13 protein-coding genes and 1 pseudogene are annotated in these 21,183 nt (G+C 71.4%); 10 read left to right on the forward strand and 4 right to left on the reverse strand.

Features of this window, described 5'->3' with window-relative positions; genetic code table 11:
* Positions 1–61: 61 nt before the first annotated feature.
* The gene (locus AB0I23_RS04475) at positions 62–1,186 is read left to right on the forward strand and encodes a GuaB3 family IMP dehydrogenase-related protein (protein ID WP_030914322.1); all 1,125 of its coding nucleotides are present in this window, start codon (positions 62–64) and stop codon (positions 1,184–1,186) included.
* A 66-nt stretch (positions 1,187–1,252) separates the two neighbouring features.
* Here AB0I23_RS04475 and AB0I23_RS04480 read toward each other — a convergent pair whose 3' ends face one another.
* Positions 1,253–1,822, reverse strand: a complete 570-nt coding sequence (locus AB0I23_RS04480) for a hypothetical protein (protein WP_359106693.1) — start codon at positions 1,820–1,822, stop codon at positions 1,253–1,255.
* Between the two features lie 33 nt (positions 1,823–1,855).
* A complete protein-coding gene (locus AB0I23_RS04485) occupies positions 1,856–3,118 on the reverse strand; it encodes a nucleotide sugar dehydrogenase (protein WP_359106695.1) in 1,263 nt (420 codons plus the stop codon).
* A gap of 249 nt (positions 3,119–3,367) precedes the next feature.
* Between AB0I23_RS04485 and AB0I23_RS04490 the strand changes: the two genes are divergently transcribed.
* Positions 3,368–5,074 carry a glycerol-3-phosphate dehydrogenase/oxidase gene (locus AB0I23_RS04490; RefSeq protein ID WP_359106696.1) on the forward strand — a complete coding sequence of 569 codons (1,707 nt, stop codon included), beginning with the start codon at positions 3,368–3,370 and terminating at the stop codon, positions 5,072–5,074.
* 38 nt (positions 5,075–5,112) lie between these two features.
* On the opposite strand, the gene AB0I23_RS04495 is transcribed toward AB0I23_RS04490, so the two are convergent.
* Positions 5,113–6,201, reverse strand: a complete 1,089-nt coding sequence (locus tag AB0I23_RS04495) for a serine hydrolase domain-containing protein (protein WP_359106698.1) — start codon at positions 6,199–6,201, stop codon at positions 5,113–5,115.
* Positions 6,202–6,319: 118 nt separating this feature from the next.
* Here AB0I23_RS04495 and AB0I23_RS04500 point away from each other — a divergent pair, with 118 nt between their 5' ends.
* From AB0I23_RS04500 to AB0I23_RS04520, 5 genes are all read left to right on the forward strand, one after another.
* Positions 6,320–8,266, forward strand: coding sequence for a serine/threonine-protein kinase (locus tag AB0I23_RS04500; RefSeq protein WP_359106700.1), 1,947 nt, complete (start codon positions 6,320–6,322; stop codon positions 8,264–8,266).
* Between the two features lie 168 nt (positions 8,267–8,434).
* The gene (locus AB0I23_RS04505) at positions 8,435–11,062 is read left to right on the forward strand and encodes a protein kinase (RefSeq protein ID WP_359106702.1); all 2,628 of its coding nucleotides are present in this window, start codon (positions 8,435–8,437) and stop codon (positions 11,060–11,062) included.
* A gap of 125 nt (positions 11,063–11,187) precedes the next feature.
* A complete protein-coding gene (locus AB0I23_RS04510; RefSeq protein WP_359106704.1) occupies positions 11,188–12,834 on the forward strand; it encodes a serine/threonine-protein kinase in 1,647 nt (548 codons plus the stop codon).
* 326 nt (positions 12,835–13,160) lie between these two features.
* Positions 13,161–14,777, forward strand: a complete 1,617-nt coding sequence (locus AB0I23_RS04515) for a succinic semialdehyde dehydrogenase (protein WP_359106706.1) — start codon at positions 13,161–13,163, stop codon at positions 14,775–14,777.
* A 48-nt stretch (positions 14,778–14,825) separates the two neighbouring features.
* Complete coding sequence (locus tag AB0I23_RS04520) at positions 14,826–16,652, forward strand: GMC family oxidoreductase (RefSeq protein ID WP_359106708.1); 1,827 nt, start codon at positions 14,826–14,828, stop codon at positions 16,650–16,652.
* A 976-nt stretch (positions 16,653–17,628) separates the two neighbouring features.
* Here AB0I23_RS04520 and AB0I23_RS04530 read toward each other — a convergent pair.
* Positions 17,629–17,937 carry a chorismate mutase gene (locus AB0I23_RS04530; RefSeq protein ID WP_359106709.1) on the reverse strand — a complete coding sequence of 103 codons (309 nt, stop codon included), beginning with the start codon at positions 17,935–17,937 and terminating at the stop codon, positions 17,629–17,631.
* Positions 17,938–18,318: 381 nt separating this feature from the next.
* Between AB0I23_RS04530 and guaA the strand changes: the two genes are divergently transcribed.
* From guaA to AB0I23_RS04545, 3 genes and pseudogenes are all read left to right on the forward strand, one after another.
* Positions 18,319–19,914, forward strand: a complete 1,596-nt coding sequence (gene guaA, locus AB0I23_RS04535; RefSeq protein WP_359106711.1) for a glutamine-hydrolyzing GMP synthase — start codon at positions 18,319–18,321, stop codon at positions 19,912–19,914.
* 180 nt (positions 19,915–20,094) lie between these two features.
* Positions 20,095–20,311: pseudogene (locus AB0I23_RS04540) on the forward strand (Uma2 family endonuclease); the annotation flags it as partial.
* Between the two features lie 46 nt (positions 20,312–20,357).
* Positions 20,358–21,113, forward strand: coding sequence for an SAM-dependent methyltransferase (locus AB0I23_RS04545; protein WP_359106713.1), 756 nt, complete (start codon positions 20,358–20,360; stop codon positions 21,111–21,113).
* The last annotated feature ends 70 nt before the right edge of the window (positions 21,114–21,183 follow it).

Here is a 21,183-nt window from a genome sequence, read left to right on the forward strand (position 1 = left end):
CCCTCAGCCGTGTGTCGGGGATACTGGACAACGCAGACGTAGAGGGAAAGGCCACACCATCGTGACTGAGATCGAGATCGGGCGCGGCAAGCGCGGCCGCCGGGCGTACGCATTCGACGACATCGCCGTCGTTCCGAGCCGCCGCACCCGCGACCCGAAGGAGGTCTCGATCGCCTGGCAGATCGATGCCTACCGGTTCGAGCTGCCGTTCCTGGCCGCTCCCATGGACTCCGTGGTCTCCCCGCAGACCGCGATCAGGATCGGCGAGCTGGGCGGCCTCGGTGTCCTCAACCTCGAGGGCCTGTGGACCCGGCACGCCGACCCGCAGCCGCTCCTCGACGAGATCGCCGAGATGCCCGTGGAGTCGGCGACCCGCCGTCTCCAGGAGATCTACGCGGCTCCGATCCAGGAGGAGCTGATCGGGCAGCGCATCAAGGAGGTGCGCGACTCCGGTGTCGTCACCGCCGCCGCGCTCTCGCCGCAGCGCACCGCTCAGTTCTCCAAGGCCGTCGTCGACGCGGGTGTGGACATCTTCGTCATCCGCGGTACAACGGTCTCCGCCGAGCACGTCTCGGGCGCGGCGGAGCCGCTCAACCTCAAGCAGTTCATCTACGAGCTCGACGTTCCGGTCATCGTCGGCGGCTGCGCCACGTACACCGCGGCCCTGCACCTGATGCGGACCGGCGCGGCAGGTGTCCTCGTCGGCTTCGGCGGCGGCGCCGCGCACACCACGCGCAACGTCTTCGGCATCCAGGTCCCGATGGCGACCGCGGTCGCCGATGTGGCCGGGGCCCGCCGCGACTACATGGACGAGTCCGGTGGCCGGTACGTGCACGTGATCGCGGACGGCGGCGTCGGCTGGTCCGGCGACCTGCCGAAGGCGATCGCCTGCGGTGCGGACGCCGTGATGATGGGCTCCCCGCTGGCCCGCGCGACGGACGCGCCCGGGCGCGGCCGGCACTGGGGCATGGAGGCCGTCCACGAGGACGTGCCGCGCGGCAAGCTGGTCGACCTGGGCTCCGTCGGCACGACGGAAGAGGTCCTCACGGGTCCCTCGCACACCCCCGACGGTTCGATGAACATCTTCGGTGCGCTGCGCCGGGCGATGGCGACGACGGGATACAGCGACCTCAAGGAGTTCCAGCGCGTCGAGGTGACGGTGGCGGACTCGCAGCACCGCCGCTGATCGTTCCCGGACCTACGGGAGGGCCCGGACCGCATCAGCGGTCCGGGCCCTCCCGTACGAGCCGGATCAGCCCGCGGCCTTCTTGGCCCCGGAGAACGCGGCGATCGCGATGAAGACGAAGGTGAGCGGGCCGGCGTCGGCCTTCCACGCGTCGTTCAGCAGACCGAAGTGGTCGAGGAACAGCTCGGAGACGGTGACCGGGAGTTTCTTCGCGGCGATCATCGCCTCACCGAGCAGCTGCCCGAAGTAGACGGAGACCAGCGCGAGCACCGCGCTGAGGACCGGGAGCGCGGGGTTGCGGCCGCCGACCTTGCCCGCTGCGAAGCCGACGAGGAAGCCGACGCCCACGGCCGCGTAGCCGATCTGGTACTCGGTGGCGCCGACGATCGCGCCGTAGACGCCCGCGGCGACGGCCGCCGCGACGACGGCGGCGAGCAGGCCGAGACCGATGCTGTTACGGACGGGACCGGCCGGTGCGAACGGCGCGCCGCCGAACTGGCCCGGCTGGCCCGGCTGCTGACCGGCGAACGGGTTGCCGGTCGGGACGCCGGGCTGACCCGGCTGCTGGCCCGCGAACGGGTTGCCGACGGGAGAGGCGTCGTACGGCTGGTTCGGCGGTGGCACGGGCTGACTCATGGTGGTATCCCCAAATCCTTGGGGGAACTGCGCTCACAACCGGTGCGCGGCTCCGGCCGGGGTGGCGCCACGGGTGTCCAGGAGGAGTTGGGCCTTCACGGCGAGACCCTGGAGGTCGTAGGTACGGTGGTGCTGCAGCAGCAGCGTCAGGTCCGCGCTCGCCGCCGCCTCGTACAGCGAGTCCGCGCGCGGGACGGGCAGTTCGCGTACGCGCCAGTCCAGGACGTGAGGGTCGTGGTAACCGATCTGCGCGCCCATGTCCATCAGCCGCGTCGCGATCTCCCGGGCGGGAGACGCTTCCTGGTCGGCGAGGTCCGGCTTGTAGGTGACGCCGAGGAGCAGGACCCTGGCGCCGCGGACGGACTTGCCGTGTTCGTTCAGCAGGGTGGCGCAGCGCTGGATCACGTAGCTCGGCATCCGGTCGTTGATCTCCTGGGCCAGCGAGACCATCCGCAGCGGGTGGCCGGGGGTGCGGCTGTTGTACGGGAGATAGCCCGGGTCGACCGGGGCGCAGTGGCCTCCGACGCCGGGGCCCGGGCGGAAGGGCTCGAAGCCGAACGGCTTGGTCTCGGCGCACCGGATGACGTCCCAGAGGTCGACGCCGAGGTCGTGGCAGAGCACCGCCATCTCGTTCACCAGGGCGATGTTGACGTGCCGGAAGTTGGTCTCCAGAACCTTCGTCATCTCGGCCTCGCGCGGCCCGCGGGCGCGTACGACCTTGTCGGTGAGCCGGCCGTAGAACGCGGCGGCCGATTCGGTGCAGGCGGGGGTGAGGCCGCCGATGACCTTGGGGGTGTTGGCGTAGACGTGGGCGCGGTTGCCCGGGTCGAGACGGCTGGGGGAGCAGGCGAGGTGGAAGTCGCGTCCGGCGCGCAGTCCTGAGCCCTCTTCGAGGAGGGGGCGCACGAAGCTCTCGGTGGTGCCGGGGGGCACGGCCGACTCCAGCAGGACCGTGGTGTGCGGGCGGAGTCTGGCGGCGAGGGCGCGGGTGGCGTCACCGACGGCGGTGAGGTCGATCGTGCGGTCGGCGCCGAGGGGAGTCGGCGCGCAGATCACGGCGGTACGGATCCGGCCCAGTTCGGCCGGGTCGGTGGTGGGCCGGAAGCCCCCCGAGAGCATCCGGCGGATCTCCGAGGCGGTGAGGGAGCCTTCGACGGGGGTGCGGCCGGCGGAGAGCTCGGTGAACGGGCGTGGGTCGGTGTCGTAGCCGACGGTGTGGACACCGGCGGCGACGGCGGCCTGGGCGAGGGGCAGGCCGAGGTGACCGAGTCCGATGACGGCGAGGTCTGCGGGCATAGAGGTGGCCGTCCTTCCCTAAGACCATGAGGGCAGAAAGCGCAACCGCTGGGGACAGCGCAATGTCAGACTAGGCGTAAATATGACCTATATGTCGCATTGTGCGGGTCCTGTCGCCCGGGTGTTGTCCACAGGCGGTGGCTGAAGTCGCGGACCGCGGACAGAATCGAGAGGTGGGTACGGGCGCCCGACCCCCCGGTCGGACCGCAGCCCCGTGCCGGACCCACCCCGAACTACCGGGAGGCAACGGTGAGGACAGCGACACTGGGACCTGCGGAGCGCGCCGATGCGCTCGCCGCGATGGCCGAGCGCGAACTGGACGTGCTGGTCGTGGGGGCGGGCGTGGTCGGCGCCGGGACGGCGCTGGATGCGGTGACGCGAGGGCTCTCGACCGGACTGGTCGAGGCGCGCGACTGGGCGTCCGGCACGTCGAGCAGATCGAGCAAGCTGATCCATGGTGGGCTGCGTTATCTGGAGATGCTCGACTTCGCGCTCGTGCGGGAGGCGCTGAAGGAGCGCGGACTGCTGCTGGAGCGGCTCGCCCCGCATCTGGTGAAGCCGGTGCCGTTCCTCTATCCGTTGCAGCACAAGGGCTGGGAGCGGCTCTACGCCGGTTCGGGCGTCGCGCTGTACGACGCGATGTCGGTGTCGTCGGGGCACGGTCGCGGGCTGCCCGTGCACCGGCACCTCTCCCGCCGTCGGGCCCTGCAGGTCGCGCCCGCACTGAGGAAGGACGCGCTGGTCGGGGCGTTGCAGTACTACGACGCCCAGATGGACGACGCCCGCTACGTGGCGGCGCTGGTGCGCACGGCCTCCGGATACGGCGCACAGGTGGCGAACCGGGCGCGGGTGATCGGCTTCCTGCGTGAGGGCGAACGGGTCGTCGGCGCGCGGGTGGAGGACGTCGAGACGGGCAGGGAGTACGAGGTCCGGGCCAAGCAGGTGGTCAATGCGACCGGGGTGTGGACGGACGACACCCAGTCGCTGATCGGTGAGCGCGGACAGTTCCACGTCCGGGCGTCCAAGGGCATCCACCTGGTCGTCCCGAAGGACCGCGTCCACTCCTCGACCGGGCTCATCCTGCGGACCGAGAAGTCCGTGCTGTTCGTGATTCCGTGGGGCCGCCACTGGATCATCGGGACGACGGACACCGACTGGGACCTGGACAAGGCGCACCCGGCGGCGTCCAGCGCCGATATCGACTACCTCCTCGAACACGTCAATTCGGTCCTGGCCACCCCGCTGACCAGAGATGACGTCGAGGGTGTCTATGCAGGGCTGCGGCCGCTGCTGGCCGGCGAGTCGGACGCGACCAGCAAGCTGTCGCGCGAGCACACGGTGGCGCACCCGGCGCCGGGGCTCGTCGTCGTCGCGGGCGGCAAGTACACGACGTACCGCGTGATGGCGAAGGACGCCGTGGACGAGGCGGTGCACGGCCTCGACCAGCGGGTCGCCGACTGTGTCACGGAGGACATCCCGCTGCTGGGCGCGGAGGGTTACCGGGCGCTGTGGAACGCGCGGGCGAGGATCGCGGCCCGCACCGGGCTGCATGTCGCCCGGGTGGAGCATCTGCTGAACCGGTTCGGGTCCATGACCGAGGAGATCCTGGAGCTGATCGTCGCCGATCCTTCGCTGGGCGAGCCGCTGCCGGCGGCGGACGACTATCTGAAGGCCGAGATCGTCTACGCCGCCTCGCACGAGGGGGCCCGTCACCTCGACGACGTCCTGACGCGGCGGACTCGGATCTCCATCGAGACCTTCGACCGCGGCACGCGCTCCGCGCGGATATGCGCGGAGCTGATGGCGCCGGTCCTGGGCTGGGACAAGGGGCAGATCGAGCGGGAGGTGGAGCACTACGAGAAGCGGGTGCAGGCGGAGCGGGAGTCGCAGCGTCAGCCGGACGACCTGACGGCGGACGCGGCGCGGCTCGGGGCGCCGGACATCGTGCCCATCTGAGCCGGTTCGACAGCCGGTCCGAGCCGCTCGGTGGCCCTTCAGGAGGTGCGGTGACGGTTCCGCCCCGCAGGGCAGAACTCGGCTTCGAGGAGCGCCGGTTCGAGGGTCGCTCCGGTCAGGGAGTCCGTGTTGACGCGGAACGTCAGGGTGTGCCGGCCGTCGCGGGTGGCTGCGGTACGGACGTAGCTGCCCGCGATGCGGCCGTTGTGACCCCAGACGGTCGTACCGCACGGAAGCTCCTGCGGGTAGATGCCCATGCCGTAGATCCCGTGCGTCGTCCCGGTGTTCAGCAGGGTGCTCAGCTGGGCGGGCGGCAGCAGGCGACCGCCCAGCAGGGCCGAGTAGAAGCGGTTCAGATCGGCGAGTGTGGAGATCAGCTCTCCGGCGGCGCCCGCGGTGCGCGGATCGAGGGCGGTGACATCGCGGAGGGTTCCGTCGGCCGGGTCGCGGGAGTAGCCGTGCCCGTGCGGGGCGGGCAGGTCGGTGCGGGCGCCGGGGAGCGACGTGCCGGTGAGGCGGAGGGGGTCGATGATGCGGCGTCTGATCTCGGTGGCGTAGCCGTGTCCGGTGACGCGTTGAACAACCAGGCCGAGCAGGACGTAATCGGTGTTGGAGTAGGAGTAACTGCCGTCGGTGTTCGTGGGGCGGTGGGCCACGGCCGTATGGATCGCGGCGACGGCGGAGACAGGGGGCGCGTCCGGGGCCGCGGTGTAGTTGTAGAGGCCGCTCGTGTGGGTGAGCAGCGCGCGCAGGGTGATGCGGCGGCCGTCGTTGCCGTGGCCGCGTACCAGCCCGGGCAGATGACGGTCGACGGTGTCCGACAGCTGCAGCCTGCGCTCCCGGGCGAGTTGGAGGACGACCGTCGCGACGAACGTCTTGGTGATGCTGCCTGCCCGGAACCGGTCCGCCGAGCGGATCCCGGGGCCCGTCGAACGGTAGGTGGTGCGATGGGCGGAGGAGGCGTCCTGGGCGAGAAGTGCCGCGGCCGGGGCGCCGCCCCCGGCGACGAGCCGGGGCAGGTATGCGGCTGCGGGCGTGAGGTGTGGTTCGCTGGGCAGGCTCGCTGTTCCAAGGCCGAACAGCGTGAGCACCACCAGGGTGGCGCGCAGCGCCCTGAGTGTCGGCATGGCAGGGAGTCCCTTCCTCCGGCCACATCATGACGGACCCGGACCCGGCACCACGACCGGTCCCGGGGTGAGGGACAATGAACGCTCTGCCAGGGCGGGTTGATCGCAGAGGGGACGCATGTCGGAGGCGGAGCAGGCACGGGAGCCCCAACGGGACACGGATGGACGTCTCCTTGCGGGTAGGTACCGGCTCGGGGAGGTGCTCGGCCGGGGCGGTATGGGCACGGTCTGGCGTGCCGTCGACGAAACGCTGGGCCGCACGGTCGCGGTCAAGGAGCTGCGGTTCCCGTCGGCCATCGACGAGGACGAGAAGCGTCGGCTCATCACGCGCACACTGCGCGAGGCGAAGGCGATCGCCAGGATCCGCAACAACGGTGCGGTGACGGTCTACGACGTGGTCGACGAGGACGACCGGCCGTGGATCGTGATGGAACTCATCGAGGGCAAGTCGCTCGCCGAGGCGGTGCGCGAGGACGGTGTGCTGACGCCGAAGCGTGCGGCCGAGGTCGGTCTCGCCATCCTTGACGTGCTGCGGTCTGCGCACCGCGAGGGCATTCTGCACCGCGATGTGAAGCCGTCCAATGTGCTGATCGCCGAGGACGGCCGGGTCGTGCTGACCGACTTCGGCATCGCCCAGGTCGAGGGCGACCCGTCCGTCACCTCGACGGGCATGCTCGTCGGCGCACCCTCGTACATCTCGCCGGAGCGCGCCCGCGGGCACAAGCCGGGGCCGCCCGCGGACCTGTGGTCGCTCGGCGGACTGCTGTACGCGAGCGTCGAGGGCTCCCCGCCCTACGACAAGGGGTCGGCGATCGCCACCCTGACCGCGGTGATGACCGAGCCGCTCGACCCACCCAAGAACGCGGGTCCTCTGGAAGAGGTCATCTACGGCCTGCTCGCCAGGGACCCGGAGCAGCGGCTCGACGACGCGGGTGCGCGGGCCCTGCTCAACGATGTGATCCAGGCCGCCGACAAGCCGGCCCCGGTGGTGCCCCCGCCGGCCGACTCCACCCAGGTCATGGCGCTGCCCGGCAGCGTCGCCGCTCCCCGCACCAAGGGAGCGTCGAAGTCCGGTGAGGCGGCGGAGGGCACCCGTGACCGGCTGCGCGGTGCGCTGCGCTCCGTACGGACCGCGAAGGCGGCGCCCGGAGCGGGTGCGGCTGTCGCCGCTCCTGTCTCCGTCGCGCCCTCTGCCGTTTCCACGGCTCCGGCCCGGCCGAAGGTTCCGGCGGCCTCCGCCTCCGGGGGCGTACCGCCGCAGCGCCCGGGCGGCACGTCGAACGCGCCGGGCCGCGCGTCCCTCACGGACGTGGTGCCCCGTCGCACCCTGACGATCATCGCGGCCGTCGTCGTGCTCGTCGTGCTCGGCACCGTCCTGGCGCTCTCGCTCGGCGGGGGCGACACGGACAACCGGGGCAGTGGTTCCGGCAAGGCGTCGGCCTCGGCGGGGGCTTCCGCGAGCGCCGGCTCCGGCAAGGACCAGGACCCCGGGCAGGGCCAGGAGCCGAGCGCCGATCAGGGGGAGGACAAGGGCAAGAACAAGGACAACGGCTCGGGCAAGGGGGCGGACGACTCCAAGCCCAAGGGATCGGACAAGGCGGGCGCGCTGCCCGACGGCTACAAGACGGTCACCGACAAGCGGTTCCACTTCGTGATGGCGATGCCCAAGAGCTTCACGCCCTACAAGATCGCGGGCGCCAACTCCGGCCGGATCTACGCCGTGAACGGTGGCTACCCGCGTGTCCAGGTCGACTACAACAGTTCTCCCAAGGACGACGCCGCCGCGGCCTGGAACGCGGCCAAGGGCTACATCGCGGCCACCAGCAGTGGTTACCGGCACCTCGGGATCAAGACGGTCGATTTCAACGGCTATCCGACCGTCGCCGACTGGCAGTTCGAGCGCAATGAGAACGGGCAGCGGAGCCGGGTGCTCAACCGGGGCTTCAAGGTCGATGCCACGCACGGCTACTCGATCATGATCAGCTGCAGGGCGAGCGAGTGGAACGGCGAGGAGTGCCGGACCCTGCGTGAGACGGCGTTCGCCACGTTCCGGCCCAAGGACTGAGCGGCGGGTTGCGCCGACCCTGCCGCGCGGCCGGCGCTTGCCACGTATGGTGAGAGACCGAGGACCGTACGCAGTCATAACCGTAGGCGAATTGCGCAGTGTGTGACCGCAATTGACGGTTGATGCGGTCTCGGTGACCGGGGGGACAGCGCGCTCTGGGGAGGCGTCGTGGACGACTATGCGGGTCGGGTGCTTGCCGACCGCTACCGCCTGCCGCGGCCGCCTTCCGACGAGTACGAACTGGTCGAGACCCGGGCGTTCGACACATACAGCGGACAGGAAGTCCTGGTGCGGCAGGTGCCGCTGCCGGAGGTCGTGGACGCCGAGGTGCTCGACGGGGACGGGCTGCCGCCGGCCGTGCGGCGGGTCGGCGGGCGTACGGTGCGACGGTCCACGGACCCCGCGGTCCGGCGCGCGATCGAGGCCGCGCAGGCCGCGGCCCAGGTGCCCGACCATCCGAGGCTCGACCAGGTCTTCGACGTGTTCGCCGAGGACGGATCGCTCTGGATCGTGAGCGAACTGGTCGCGGCCCGCCCGCTGGCCGCGCTGCTTGCCGAGCGGCCGCTGAATCCGTACCGGGCCGCCGAGATCGGCTCCGACGTGCTGATGGCCCTGCGCGTACTGCATGCGCACGGCTGGACCCACCGGAACATCACCGCCCGTACGGTGCTGATCTGCGACGACGGACGCGTCATGCTGACCGGTCTGGCTGCCGGTGCGGCGGAGGAGGCGTTGTGCGGGTACGTGCCGACGCCGCAGCCCGAGGACGAGAACGGGTACGGGCGGCCCGCACTCGAGTCGGGCCCGACCGGTCCGTACGTACCGTCCGCCCCGGCCGCCGGGCCCGTCGAGCTGCCGTCCTCGCGCGGTCCGGCCGGTGAACTGGAAGCCGTACGGTCGCCCCTGCACCCCGACACGGCCGCCCCCGGCACAGACGGCTCCGCGCAGCTGCGAGCCGCGCGCGCCGGAGCCATCGCCGCCTACCGCGCGGGCGCCCGAGCCGCCGCACGCGTCAGCGAGGACCAGCGACGCGCCTCCCCCGGCGAGCCGGGGGAGGCGAACGAGACCGGCAGCCTCCCCGTCCAGCGTCCCGGACCGCCCGACACCGGCCGCCCGCAGCTGACGGGCGGGTGGGGCCCCAGCGCGACGGACCCGTACGACGACGAGGACGACGACGAGTACGACCCCCCGTACGGCAGCGACGGCGGCGACGGGGGTCACCATGGCCAGGTGCCGCCCAACCGGCGGATGCACCTGATCGGTTCGTGGGGCGACGGCGCCGACTTCGGGCGCCCTGTTTCCGCAGGCGGCTCCAACGAGGACGCCCTGCGCGCCGACGCCCGTCGCCACGGCAACCCCGCACCTCAGCAGCGAGAGTCCCAACAGCACCCCACCTCCGGCCGCTGGGACGACATCGTCGCCGATGACCAGGGAGCGCCCGCCTACCGCGGCCCCGCCACCACCCTCGCCGCCGAGCGCGCCCGGCAGGCTCGGATCGCCGTCGTCGGCGCCGTCACCGAGCGCTGGGCACCCGAGCAGGCCGGACCGGTGCACGAGAACTGGCAATTGGCGCCGCCCATCGGCCCCGCCACCGACCTCTGGGCGCTCGGAGCCCTGCTCTACCGCTCCGTCCAGGGCCACGCCCCGTACCCCGAGGAGAACGCGGCCGAGCTCGTCCAGATGGTCTGCGGCGAGCCGCCCGCCTTCGCCGAGGAGTGCGGTCCGCTGCGCCCGGTCGTCGAATCGCTGCTGCGTCAGGACCCCACCGAACGTCCGGACTTCGAGGAGCTGAGCGGCTGGCTGCGCTCCCTCGTACGGTCGGCGCCCGAGCCCGAGGCCGGTCTCGACGTCGTGCCGCTGCCGTCCGTCGACGGCACCCGGCTGCCCGTCGTACGCCGCCGGGGCGAGCTGGTCCGCAAGCGCCGCGGCCGCATGGGCGGCGCCTCTGCGCACGGCCGCCACCGCCAGACGAGGGAGGGACCCGAGCGGTACGAGAAGCCGCGGCCGGCCCGCGAGCCCAAGGGCCCCAAGGCGCTGCGCACTCCGTCCCGCCCCCGGCAGAGCGAGGGGCGTGCGCCGCGGCGACTCGGGCGGCTCCTGCTCGCCCTGATCCTGCTCGGCCTGGCCGCCGCCATCGCGTACGCCGTGATGTTCATGCCCAGGGCGGACAGTGGTGCCGGCCAGGGCTCCCCCTCCGGCTCCAAGGGCTCGACCCCAGCGGCCTCGGACAGCGGCGCCCCCGATACCTCCGACGGAAAGCCCCCGGCACAGTCCGAGCCGCCGTCTCCGTCCCAGTCGCCCGGCGCGGAGCAGCCGCAGACCAGCCGCTCGGCCGTCGCGCTCGCACCCGGATACACCCTGCGCAAGGACGCCGAGGGCTTCGAGGTCGGCGTGCTCAAGGGCTGGCAGCGCAGCGCCGGCGGCGCCGACCGTCAGGTCAGGTACGGCAGCGACGGGTTCAGCCTGCTGGTCGTGCCCGGCCGCGACACCGTGGAGGCGAACGGCGGCGACCCCCTCGTCTACCAGAGCGACAAGGAAAGGGAGTTGCAGCCCTTCCGGGACTCCAGCTGGTCATCGGCGACCGGGCTGCGCCGTATCGACGTCGGCCGGCAGGCCATGGCGGAGGGGCAGTTCACCTGGCAGGACGAGACCGGGCGCGAGGTGTACGTCCGCAACCTCGCGATGATCGTCGACGGCCGCTACCACGTCATCCAGGTGATCGGCCCGGAGAACGAGCGGGACAAGGTGACCGCCGTCTATGAACAGGCCATCGCCTCCTACCGTGTGAACTCCTGAGGCGCCGGCGTAAGAAGGCCGCCCGCGCGACAAGCATCACAGTGCGGTTTCGTGAGCGGTGCGAGGTTCCGTGGCCGTACTTCCTCTCCGTAACCTGGCAGCCGAAGGAAACGGGGCGGGGAATCGTGGAACGATCACAAGGAACGGACGCGGGGCTGGTACTGGCCGGAAGATACCGGCTCGGTGAAGTCCTGGGGCGCGGCGGCATGGGCAAGGTGTGGCGCGCCCACGACGAAGTACTGCATCGCACGGTCGCCGTCAAGGAGTTGACCGCCGGACTGTACGTCGCCGAGGCCGACCGGGTCGTGCTCCATGCCCGGACCCAGAAGGAGGCCCGCGCCGCGGCCCGCATCACCCATCCTGGTGTGGTCACCGTCCATGACGTGGTCGAGTACGACAACCGGCCCTGGATCGTCATGCAGTACGTCGACGGGCCGTCACTCGCCGACGCCGCCAAGGAGAGTGGCGAGATAGCGCCGCGCGAGGCGGCCAGGATCGGCCTCCATGTCCTGAGCGCGCTGCGCGCCGCGCACAGCGCCGGTGTGCTGCACCGGGACGTGAAGCCCGGCAACGTACTCCTCGCCCGTGACGGCTCGGTGCTCCTCACCGACTTCGGTATCGCCGCGATAGAGGGCGACTCGACCATCACCAGGACCGGTGAACTCGTCGGGTCCATCGACTACCTGGCACCCGAACGGGTACGCGGCGGCGATCCCGGTCCGGCCTCCGACCTCTGGTCGCTCGGCGCCACGCTCTACTCCGCGGTCGAGGGGCGCTCGCCGTTCCGCCGTACGTCACCGATCTCCACCATGCAGGCCGTCGTTGCCGAGGAACCGCCGCCGACCGCCCTGGCCGGCGCGCTCGGCCCGGTGATCATCGCGCTGCTCCGCAAGGATCCGGTGGACCGGCCCTCGGCTGCCGAGACGGAACGGATGCTGCTGGACGCGATGGAGGGGCGGGAACCCCGGGCGGCGCAGGCGTACGTACCGACGCAGCGGGTGCCCGAGGATGTCCTGCGGGCGACGGGACCGGTTGACGCGGGGCGCACGGCCGGCACCGGGACGGAGGCGCTCGGCCCCGTACTGCTGGCCACCGCCGCCCCGGTGACCCGTCGCAGCCGCGGCCTGTGGCGTACGGCGATCCTGGTCATCGCCCTTGCCGCACTGGTCGGCGGCGGCGCCGGGCTGGCCGCGATGAAGTTCGGCGAGAGCCCGGGGACGGGCGGCACGGAGGGCGGAACGGTCCATGCGACCGGCACTCCGCCGCGCACCTCGTCCCAGGATCCGGGGCCCGGCCCGTCCGCCGAGGACGTGCCCGACGGCTGGCACCCGGTGCACGACCCCGAAGGGTTCGGCCTGGTCGTCCCCGACGGCTGGAAACGCCGGGTGGTCGGCCAGAACGTCGACTACACCCCGGACGACGGCGAGCACTGCATCCGGATCAGCGTCGACCCGGAGCCCGACTTCGACAACCCGTACCTGCACATGGTGGACCTGGAGAAGAAGCTCACCGAGCGGCTGCCCGCCTATGAGCGCAAGACCCTCCACTCCAACCCCTACCGCGATCGTCCCGGCTCCCTCTGGGAGTTCACCTGGACCGAGTCCAAGGATCACCCCGGCCCGCGCCACGCGATCGACCAGATGTACTTCGCGCAGGACGGCGGCCCGGAGTACGCGTTGTACATGTCGGGTCCGGCGGGGGACTGGGACACGACGCGGGACCAGTTCGACACGATGCTGCGGGGCTGGCGCGCCCCGGGTGACGCCGGCTGACGGTGCCTGTGCGTGCGGCATGATGAGCGCACGGAGAACCAGGGGGAGCAGGGGAGTTGCCGTGGCCGAGAACCAATCCGCGGAAGCTACCGCGACGGCGAGGGAGCAGTTCGACGCGGCACCGGACTCCTTCACCGCGGCCCGCTGAGGACCGCGTTCCGCTGCCGCGCGATTGTTTCGCGAACGGGCGGCTGAGCTGTCCGGACGGGTGGATAGCTCCTGATCAGCAAATATGCCGCCAGTGATCGCTGGCTCTGTTTGTGGGGACTGTGAAAACCTGTTACCGGCGGGTACCCAAAGTGTGCTGCCGGACATACCCTCGCCCCATGACGGACTCGCAGGCCTCTGTGGCCCACCTTGGTTCGAACCCTGTGGCCGCCGCCCCCGCGGGCGCGCGCACAGCTGCCGATGTGGTGACGCCCGAGGTGGTCGCCCAGCTGACCCGCGGTGTCGTCGGCTCCGGCCGTACCGCGAACCACACCCCGTTCACCGGGGAGAAGCTCGCCGACCTGCCGGAGTCCACCCCCGAGGACGTCGCCGAAGCCTTCGCGCGGGCCCGCGCCGCCCAGCCCGCCTGGGCCGCCACCCCCGTCCGGGCCAGGGCAGCCGTCCTGCTCCGCTTCCACGACCTCGTACTCCAGCGCCAGGCCGAGGTCCTCGACCTCATCCAGCTGGAGACCGGCAAGGCCCGCCTGCACGCCCACGAGGAGATACAGGCGGTCGCCGTCGCCGCCCGGCACTACGGGCGCAGGGCGTCCTCGTATCTGAAGCCGAAGCGGCACACCGGCGTCGTACCGACGCTGACCAAGGTCACCGAGCTGCGCCAGCCGCGCGGCGTCGTCGGCCAGATCGCGCCGTGGAACTACCCGTTCGAGCTGTCCGTCGGCGACGCGCTGCCCGCGTTCGTCTCCGGCAACGCCCTCGTGATGAAGCCCGACACGGAGACCGCGCTCACCGCGCTCTGGGCCCGTGACCTGCTGATCGAGGCCGGGCTGCCCGCCGAGGTGTTCCAGGTCGTCCTCGGTGACGGACCGGTCGTCGGCCCCGAGGTCGTCAAGCACGCCGACTACGTCTCGTTCACCGGCTCCACCCGCACCGGCCGCGAGGTCGCCCAGGGAGCCGCCGCCCGCCTGGTCGGCGTCTCGCTGGAGCTCGGCGGCAAGAACGCCATGCTGGTCCTGAAGGACGCCGACGTGGAGAAGGCCGCCGCGGGCGCCGTCCGCGCCTGCTTCTCCTCCGCCGGACAGCTCTGCGTCTCCATCGAGCGGCTGTACGTCCACGAGTCGGTCGCCGACGACTTCGTGGCGCGGTTCGCGGCCCGTACGAAGGCCATGCGGCTCGGCAGCTCCCTCGCGTACGGCGCCGACATGGGTTCGCTCGTCGGTGAACGCCAGCTGGAGACCGTCACGCAGCATGTGGCGGAGGCCGTCGAGAAGGGCGCCACACTCGTCGCGGGGGGCGCCGCCCGCCCCGACATCGGCCCGCTGTTCTACGAGCCGACCATCCTCGACGGCGTCGAGGCGCCGATGGCCGTCTGCTCCCAGGAGACCTTCGGCCCGGTCGTCTCCATCTACCGCTTCTCCGACGAGGACGAGGTCATCGCCCTCGCCAACGCCACCCCGTACGGCCTGAACTCCAGCGTCTGGACCAAGGACTCCCGGCGCGGCCACCGGGTCGCCGCCCGGCTGCGGACCGGCACGGTCAACATCAACGAGGGGTACGCCCCCGCGTACGGCAGCGTGCAGTCCCCGATGGGCGGCATGAAGGACTCCGGCCTCGGCCGGCGGCACGGCTCCGAGGGCATTCTCAAGTACACCGAGGCCCAGACCGTCGCCGAGCAGAGGCTGATCCCGCTCGCCCCGTCCTTCGGGATGGACGACGAGAAGTACGCGGCGTTCATGAGCCGCAGCCTGAAGGCGATGAAGGCGTTCCGCCTGCGCTGACCCCGTAGCACCGCAGCACGTTCTGTCCTTTTCGCACCGAGGAGAGCCATGTCCCAGGACAGCCCTGCCCAGAATCAGGCCGGACCGGCCGGCGAGACCGACGACGCGGCGTACGACTACGACGTCCTCGTCGTCGGATCGGGCTTCGGCGGCGCGGTGTCCGCCCTGCGGCTCAGCGAGAAGGGGTACCGGGTCGGGGTCCTGGAGGCGGGCCGCCGCTTCACCCCCGGCACCCTCCCCAAGAACTCCTGGGACATCAAGAACTACGTGTGGGCCCCCGCCCTCGGGCTCTTCGGCATCCAGCGCGTGCATCTGCTCGGCAAGGTGATGGTGCTCGCCGGGGCAGGCGTAGGCGGTGGCTCCCTCAACTACGCCAACACGCTGTACGTCCCGCCGGCCCGGTTCTTCGAGGACCGCCAGTGGGCTTCCATCACCGACTGGCAGGACGAGCTGACGCCGTACTACGACCAGGCCAAGCGGATGCTCGGGGTGCGGCTCAACCCCACGATGACCCCGTCCGATGTCCATCTGAAGGCGGCCGCGCAGGCCATGGGCGTCGGCGACACCTTCCATCTCGCCCCGGTCGGTGTCTTCTTCGGCGACGGCAACGACGCCGACGGCACGGCGAAGGTGGAGCCCGGCGGAACGGTCGCCGACCCGTACTTCGGCGGCGCGGGCCCCGTCCGCAAGGCCTGCACCGAGTGCGGCGAATGCATGACGGGCTGCCGCCACGGCGCGAAGAACACCCTCAACGAGAACTACCTCCACCTCGCCGAGAAGGCCGGAGCCGTCATCCACCCGATGACCTCCGTCGTCGCGATCACGGACGACCCGGAGGGCGGGTACCACGTCACGACCGTCCCGACGGACCGCCGGAAGAAGGGCAGGCCGACGCTGCTGCGCGCCCGCAAGGTGGTCGTCGCGGCGGGCACGTACGGCACCCAGACCCTGCTCCACACCATGAAGGACAAGGGGCTGCTGCCCCGGCTCTCCGCCAGGCTCGGCGAGCTGACCCGTACCAACTCCGAGGCGCTCGTCGGCTCCCGGACCAGCGACCGCCGCTACCGCAGGAAGCACGGTACCGCGAAGGCCGACTTCACCCAGGGCGTCGCCATCACGTCGTCGATCCACCCCGACGAGAACACCCACATCGAGCCGGTCCGCTACGGCAAGGGCTCCAACGCCATGGGCTCGCTGTCGATCCTCCAGGTCCCGTACGGCGGCCGCCGGGTGCTGGGCTGGCTCGGCAACATGGCCAAGCATCCGGCCCTCGCCGTCCGGTCGCTCTCCAACCATCGCTGGTCGGAGCGGACCATCATCGGTCTCGTCATGCAGTCGCTGGACAACTCGCTGACGACGTACCGCAAGCCCAGCGGCATCGGAAAGGGCCTGCTCACCGCCCGGCAGGGGCACGGGGCGCCCAACCCCACCCAGATCGAGGAGGCGACGCGCAGCGCCTCGCTGCTCGCCGACGAGATCAACGGCTTCGCCGGGTCGAACGTCGGCGAACTGATGGGGACCCCGCTCACCGCGCACTTCCTCGGCGGCTGCCCGATCGGTGGGAGCGCGGAGGACGGGGTCATCGACCCCTACCACCGGCTGTACGGGCACCCGGGCATCTCGGTCGTCGACGGCTCGGCGGTCTCCGCGAACCTCGGCGTCAACCCGTCGCTGACCATCACCGCGCAGGCGGAGCGGGCCATGTCGTTCTGGCCCAACAAGGGCGAGGCGGACCCGCGCCCGGCGCAGGGCGAGGCGTACGAGCGGCTGGCCGCGGTCGAGCCGAAGGCACCGGCGGTGCCGAAGGAGGCGTTCGGCGCGCTGAAGCTGCCGTTCCTGGGTCTGCCGACGGTCCCGCCGAAGAAGAAGCGGTAGGGCCTCTCTTTCGGATCGGGCCGGACCAGGACAGCGGAAAGGGGCTGCACCCCCCTCCGAGTGCAGCCCCTCACGCCTACCGGTGACGTCGCCCGTTACGCGGCGGCGCACGACGGACATCGCACCGGCGCCGAGCACTACGGCCGCGCCGCCGGCGAGGGCGAACATCGGCACCGCGGAGGACGAACCGGTCCCGGCGAGCGTGCCGGAGACCTGGCCTGGTTGGACAGGCCTTCCGCGGTGGGGTCACGGGTGGGGCCGTTGTTCTGCATGCATGACCAGCCACCCGCCGCAAAGGTTGTCCAGGCGCTCGCAGAATCCTTATGTGACGCGCGTCACGTGACTTTCCGCGGCGCGTGCGCGACCTGCGGGAATCCGCCGTCGCTCCATGACCAAGGGCCCCACGGTCCGGTGCGAACCGGTCCACGGGGCCCTTGCCGATCAGCGCCGACGTCAGGGCGGTGCCGGTGCCGAGGGGCGGCGCCGGGGGGTAGCGCCGCGGGAAGGCGGTGCGTCGGGTCGGCGCCCCCAGGCGGACAGGGGACGCGTACGAGGTGTCGGCCCACGTCGTGGGTGGTGCGACACGGGGACGTGCTCTCTGCGTCGTGCTGGACGGGCTGCGTCCCACGCAACCGTTTCGACCGGATACGGCCGGCTCCGGGCGTCCCCGGAGCCGACCGCTCTTGGGGTGACCGGGCTGCTGTCCCCTGCCGACCGGTCACGCACGCTGGGGCGCGGTCCCACGGCGTACCTGCAGTACGCCACACGCTCCAGCGGAGCCACGCGTGGTTTCCTCCTGAGCCGCCCCTGGCTGGCACGGACACCGGGACCAACGAAGCCACCGAGCCCCCGGTCACGCGCCGTACGGGTGAGAGTCGACCCGAACTCGGATACGCCTCCGGGACCCTGGAGGCCCTGCCTGCCGCGGCGCGCCCGGCAGCTGGGGCCCATCCCCACGCGGCCGGCCTGCGGGAAGTCACACGCGGCCGCGGCACAGCTCCAGCAGCGTCATCGCGAGCGAGGTGCCGGGCTTGCCGAGTGCGTTCCGGTACTGGCCGAGGATCTCCATCTCGCGGGAGAGGTTGACCCGGCGGCCGCCCGAGGTGATCCGCGCCTCCTGGATGACCGCCGAGACGGCCATCCGTTCCTGGACGAGCCCGATGATCCGGTCGTCGAGGGCGTCGATGCGCTCGCGCGCGTCACCGATCAGCTCGGCGGCCTCATCGGTGTTCGCACCGGTCCTCTCGATGAGGGTCTTCTCGGCGGCGGCGGTGCTGTTGCTCATGGTGTGACTCCTGGTGGGATGTGGTCCCCGGAGCGGTCGAGCCCCGAACGCAGAACGCCCCGGGCCTGTCGGCCCGGGGCGCCTGGAACGTTGCTTGTCAGTTGCTCAAGCAGCACGACCATGGCAGCCGGCGGGCCGGATGCCATAGGTAAAGACGAAGGTCGTGTGCTGACGCATGGCGCCAGTATGGACCCGCGCCGGCCGGTCGGCCAACGCGGGGCCCGGATGCTGAGACGCCGCCGGCACGGTCGCGCGCCCCGTTCCGGCCGGGGCCCGGAGGGTTTCCGCCCGTATCCCGGAAGGCGCGGAAGAGGGCCTCCCTCGCAACCCCGGTAGAATTGGCGAAACCGACCCCCCTCTCATCGCCGGAAGGCCGCCCCCGTGCCAGCAGCACCCCCCGCCGCCCCCGACACCACACCCGACGTGGTCCTTGTTGTCGACTTCGGCGCGCAGTACGCCCAGCTCATCGCCCGACGCGTCCGTGAGGCCCGGGTCTACAGCGAGATCGTCCCGTCCACGATGCCGGTGGCCGAGATGCTGGCCAAGAACCCCCGGGCGATCATCCTGTCCGGCGGCCCCTCCTCGGTGTACGCGGAGGGCGCGCCCAGCCTCGACCGTTCGCTGTTCGAGGCCGGGGTCCCGGTCTTCGGCATGTGCTACGGCTTCCAGCTGATGGCCACCACGCTCGGCGGCACCGTCGACGACAACGGTGCCCGCGAGTACGGCCGCACCCCGCTGACCGTCACCAAGACCGGCTCCACGCTCTTCGAGGGCACGCCCGCCGAGCAGTCCGTCTGGATGTCGCACGGTGACGCCTGCTCCGCCGCCCCCGAGGGCTTCACCGTCACCGCGTCCACGGACGTCGTACCGGTCGCCGCCTTCGAGAACGACGAGAAGAAGCTCTACGGCGTCCAGTACCACCCCGAGGTCCTGCACTCCACGCACGGACAGCAGGTCCTGGAGCACTTCCTCTACCGCGGCGCCGGCATCGAGCCGACCTGGACCACGACCAATGTGGTCGAGGAGCAGATCACGCTGATCCGCGAGCAGGTCGGCACCAAGCGCGCCATCTGCGGCCTTTCCGGCGGCGTGGACTCCGCGGTCGCCGCGGCCCTCGTCCAGAAGGCCATCGGCTCCCAGCTGACCTGCGTGTACGTGGACCACGGTCTGATGCGCAAGGGTGAGAGCGAGCAGGTCGAGAAGGACTTCGTGGCCTCCACCGGCGTCCAGCTGAAGGTCGTCGACGCGGAGGAGCGGTTCCTGAAGGCGCTGGCCGGGGTCTCCGACCCCGAGCAGAAGCGGAAGATCATCGGCCGCGAGTTCATCCGCGTCTTCGAGCAGGCCCAGGCCGAGCTCGTCGCCGAGGCGGGCGCGGCCGGCGAGGACGTCGCGTTCCTCGTGCAGGGCACGCTCTACCCGGACGTCGTCGAGTCCGGCGGCGGCACCGGCACCGCCAACATCAAGTCCCACCACAACGTGGGCGGCCTCCCCGAGGACATCGAGTTCCAGCTCGTCGAGCCGCTGCGCCAGCTGTTCAAGGACGAGGTCCGGATGGTCGGCCAGGAGCTCGGCCTGCCGGAGGAGATCGTCCAGCGCCAGCCGTTCCCCGGCCCCGGCCTGGGGATCCGGATCGTCGGCGAGGTCACCAAGGACCGGCTCGACCTGCTGCGCGAGGCCGACGCCATCGCCCGCGAGGAGCTGACCGCGGCCGGACTCGACCGTGACATCTGGCAGTGCCCGGTGGTCCTCCTGGCCGACGTCCGCTCGGTCGGCGTCCAGGGCGACGGCCGCACCTACGGTCACCCGATCGTGCTGCGCCCCGTCTCCTCCGAGGACGCGATGACGGCCGACTGGTCGCGCCTGCCGTACGAGGTCCTGGCGAAGATCTCCACCCGCATCACCAACGAGGTCGCCGACGTCAACCGCGTCGTCCTCGACGTGACGAGCAAGCCGCCGGGCACCATCGAGTGGGAGTAAGCCTCCCCGCAAGGTCAACGTGGTGCCGTCGCTCATTCGTCCGAGCGGCGGCATTGCCGTATCCGCTGGGTACGCCGGCTCAAGGGACGGGACGCACTCCTGTGGGAGCAACCATGGGCGCCGCACCCGAGTTCGAGTCGGACGAGAAGTACGACTGTCCCGTCCCCCGGAGGACGTCATTCCGACCGTGAGGTCAAGCCCCGCGCATACGCCGCCGCAGGCGTGCGGTTCTTCTGGCGGGTGGAGCAGAACGAGGGCCTGCCGGTCGTGTACGTCTGCGAACTCGATCCCGCTCAGGGCTTACGTGGCCACCGGCATCCACCACAACGAGCTGAAGCCGGACGTGTCCTTCCCCATCGAGATCGACCTCACTGCGATCAACCGCCGCCGCCCATGAAGAATGGGCAGAACCGCTCCGCCCATCTGTGCCAGGCTGCACCCTCATGTCTGCCGATGAGATCCGCGCCCTGATGTCCGCTGCCCACAACGACCGACTGACCTGGAACACCCCGCTCTCCGAGGAGCATGCCGCCCAGCTCGTCGAGGCCTGCGCTCCCGGTCCCGGGGCGCGGATCGTGGACCTCGGCAGCGGCTGGGGCGAACTGCTGATGCGGCTGGTGGAGTCGTCGCCCGGGAGCACCGGGGACGGCGTCGAGACCGATCCCGAGGCCGTGGCGCGGGGGCGCGCGCTCGCCGGGAAGCGGGGACTCGCGGAGCGCGTACGGTTCCATGAGACGCCCGCCGCCGAGTGGGGAGACGACGGCTACGACCTGGCTGTGTCCATCGGGGCCTCGCACGCCTGGCCCGGCTCCACCCCCGAGGCGCTGAAGGCGCTGCGGGCGGCCGTGCGGCCCGGCGGGCGGGTGCTGTTCGGGGAAGGGTTCTGGGAGCGCGAACCGTCCGAGCGGGCGCTGGCCGGGCTGGGGGCCGGGCCGGGGGACTTCGGTTCGCTGCTGGAGCTGATCCGGCAGGCCGAGGCCGTCGGGCTGCGGCCGCTCCAGGTGACCGTCGCCGACCAGCGCGAATGGGATCTCTTCGAGGCGAACGCCAACATCGGGCGGGGCGAGCGCTGGGCGCTGGCCAACCCGGGGCATCGGCTGCACGACGGTGTCGTCGCAGCGGTCGACGACCGGCGCACCGGGTACTACGGGGGCTACCGGGGAACGTTCGGCCTCGCCTACCTCGTGCTCAGCAGGTGAACGGGGGTCCGAATCCGTAGTACCCGGACCGGTGCGTGAATCGGTACGTGATCGCTCTGGCCACCTGCGG

Origin of the sequence: Streptomyces atratus (assembly GCF_040655115.1) — a bacterium.
Lineage (GTDB): Bacteria > Actinomycetota > Actinomycetes > Streptomycetales > Streptomycetaceae > Streptomyces > Streptomyces atratus_D.

Coding starts and splice junctions, on each gene's coding strand:
- AB0I23_RS04480 (WP_359106693.1), bottom strand. CDS start 1,822: ATGAGTCAGCCCGTGCCACCGCCGAACCAGCCGTACGACGCCTCTCCC.
- AB0I23_RS04485 (WP_359106695.1), bottom strand. CDS start 3,118: ATGCCCGCAGACCTCGCCGTCATCGGACTCGGTCACCTCGGCCTGCCC.
- AB0I23_RS04495 (WP_359106698.1), bottom strand. CDS start 6,201: ATGCCGACACTCAGGGCGCTGCGCGCCACCCTGGTGGTGCTCACGCTG.
- AB0I23_RS04500 (WP_359106700.1), top strand. CDS start 6,320: ATGTCGGAGGCGGAGCAGGCACGGGAGCCCCAACGGGACACGGATGGA.
- AB0I23_RS04515 (WP_359106706.1), top strand. CDS start 13,161: ATGACGGACTCGCAGGCCTCTGTGGCCCACCTTGGTTCGAACCCTGTG.
- AB0I23_RS04520 (WP_359106708.1), top strand. CDS start 14,826: ATGTCCCAGGACAGCCCTGCCCAGAATCAGGCCGGACCGGCCGGCGAG.
- AB0I23_RS04530 (WP_359106709.1), bottom strand. CDS start 17,937: ATGAGCAACAGCACCGCCGCCGCCGAGAAGACCCTCATCGAGAGGACC.
- AB0I23_RS04545 (WP_359106713.1), top strand. CDS start 20,358: ATGTCTGCCGATGAGATCCGCGCCCTGATGTCCGCTGCCCACAACGAC.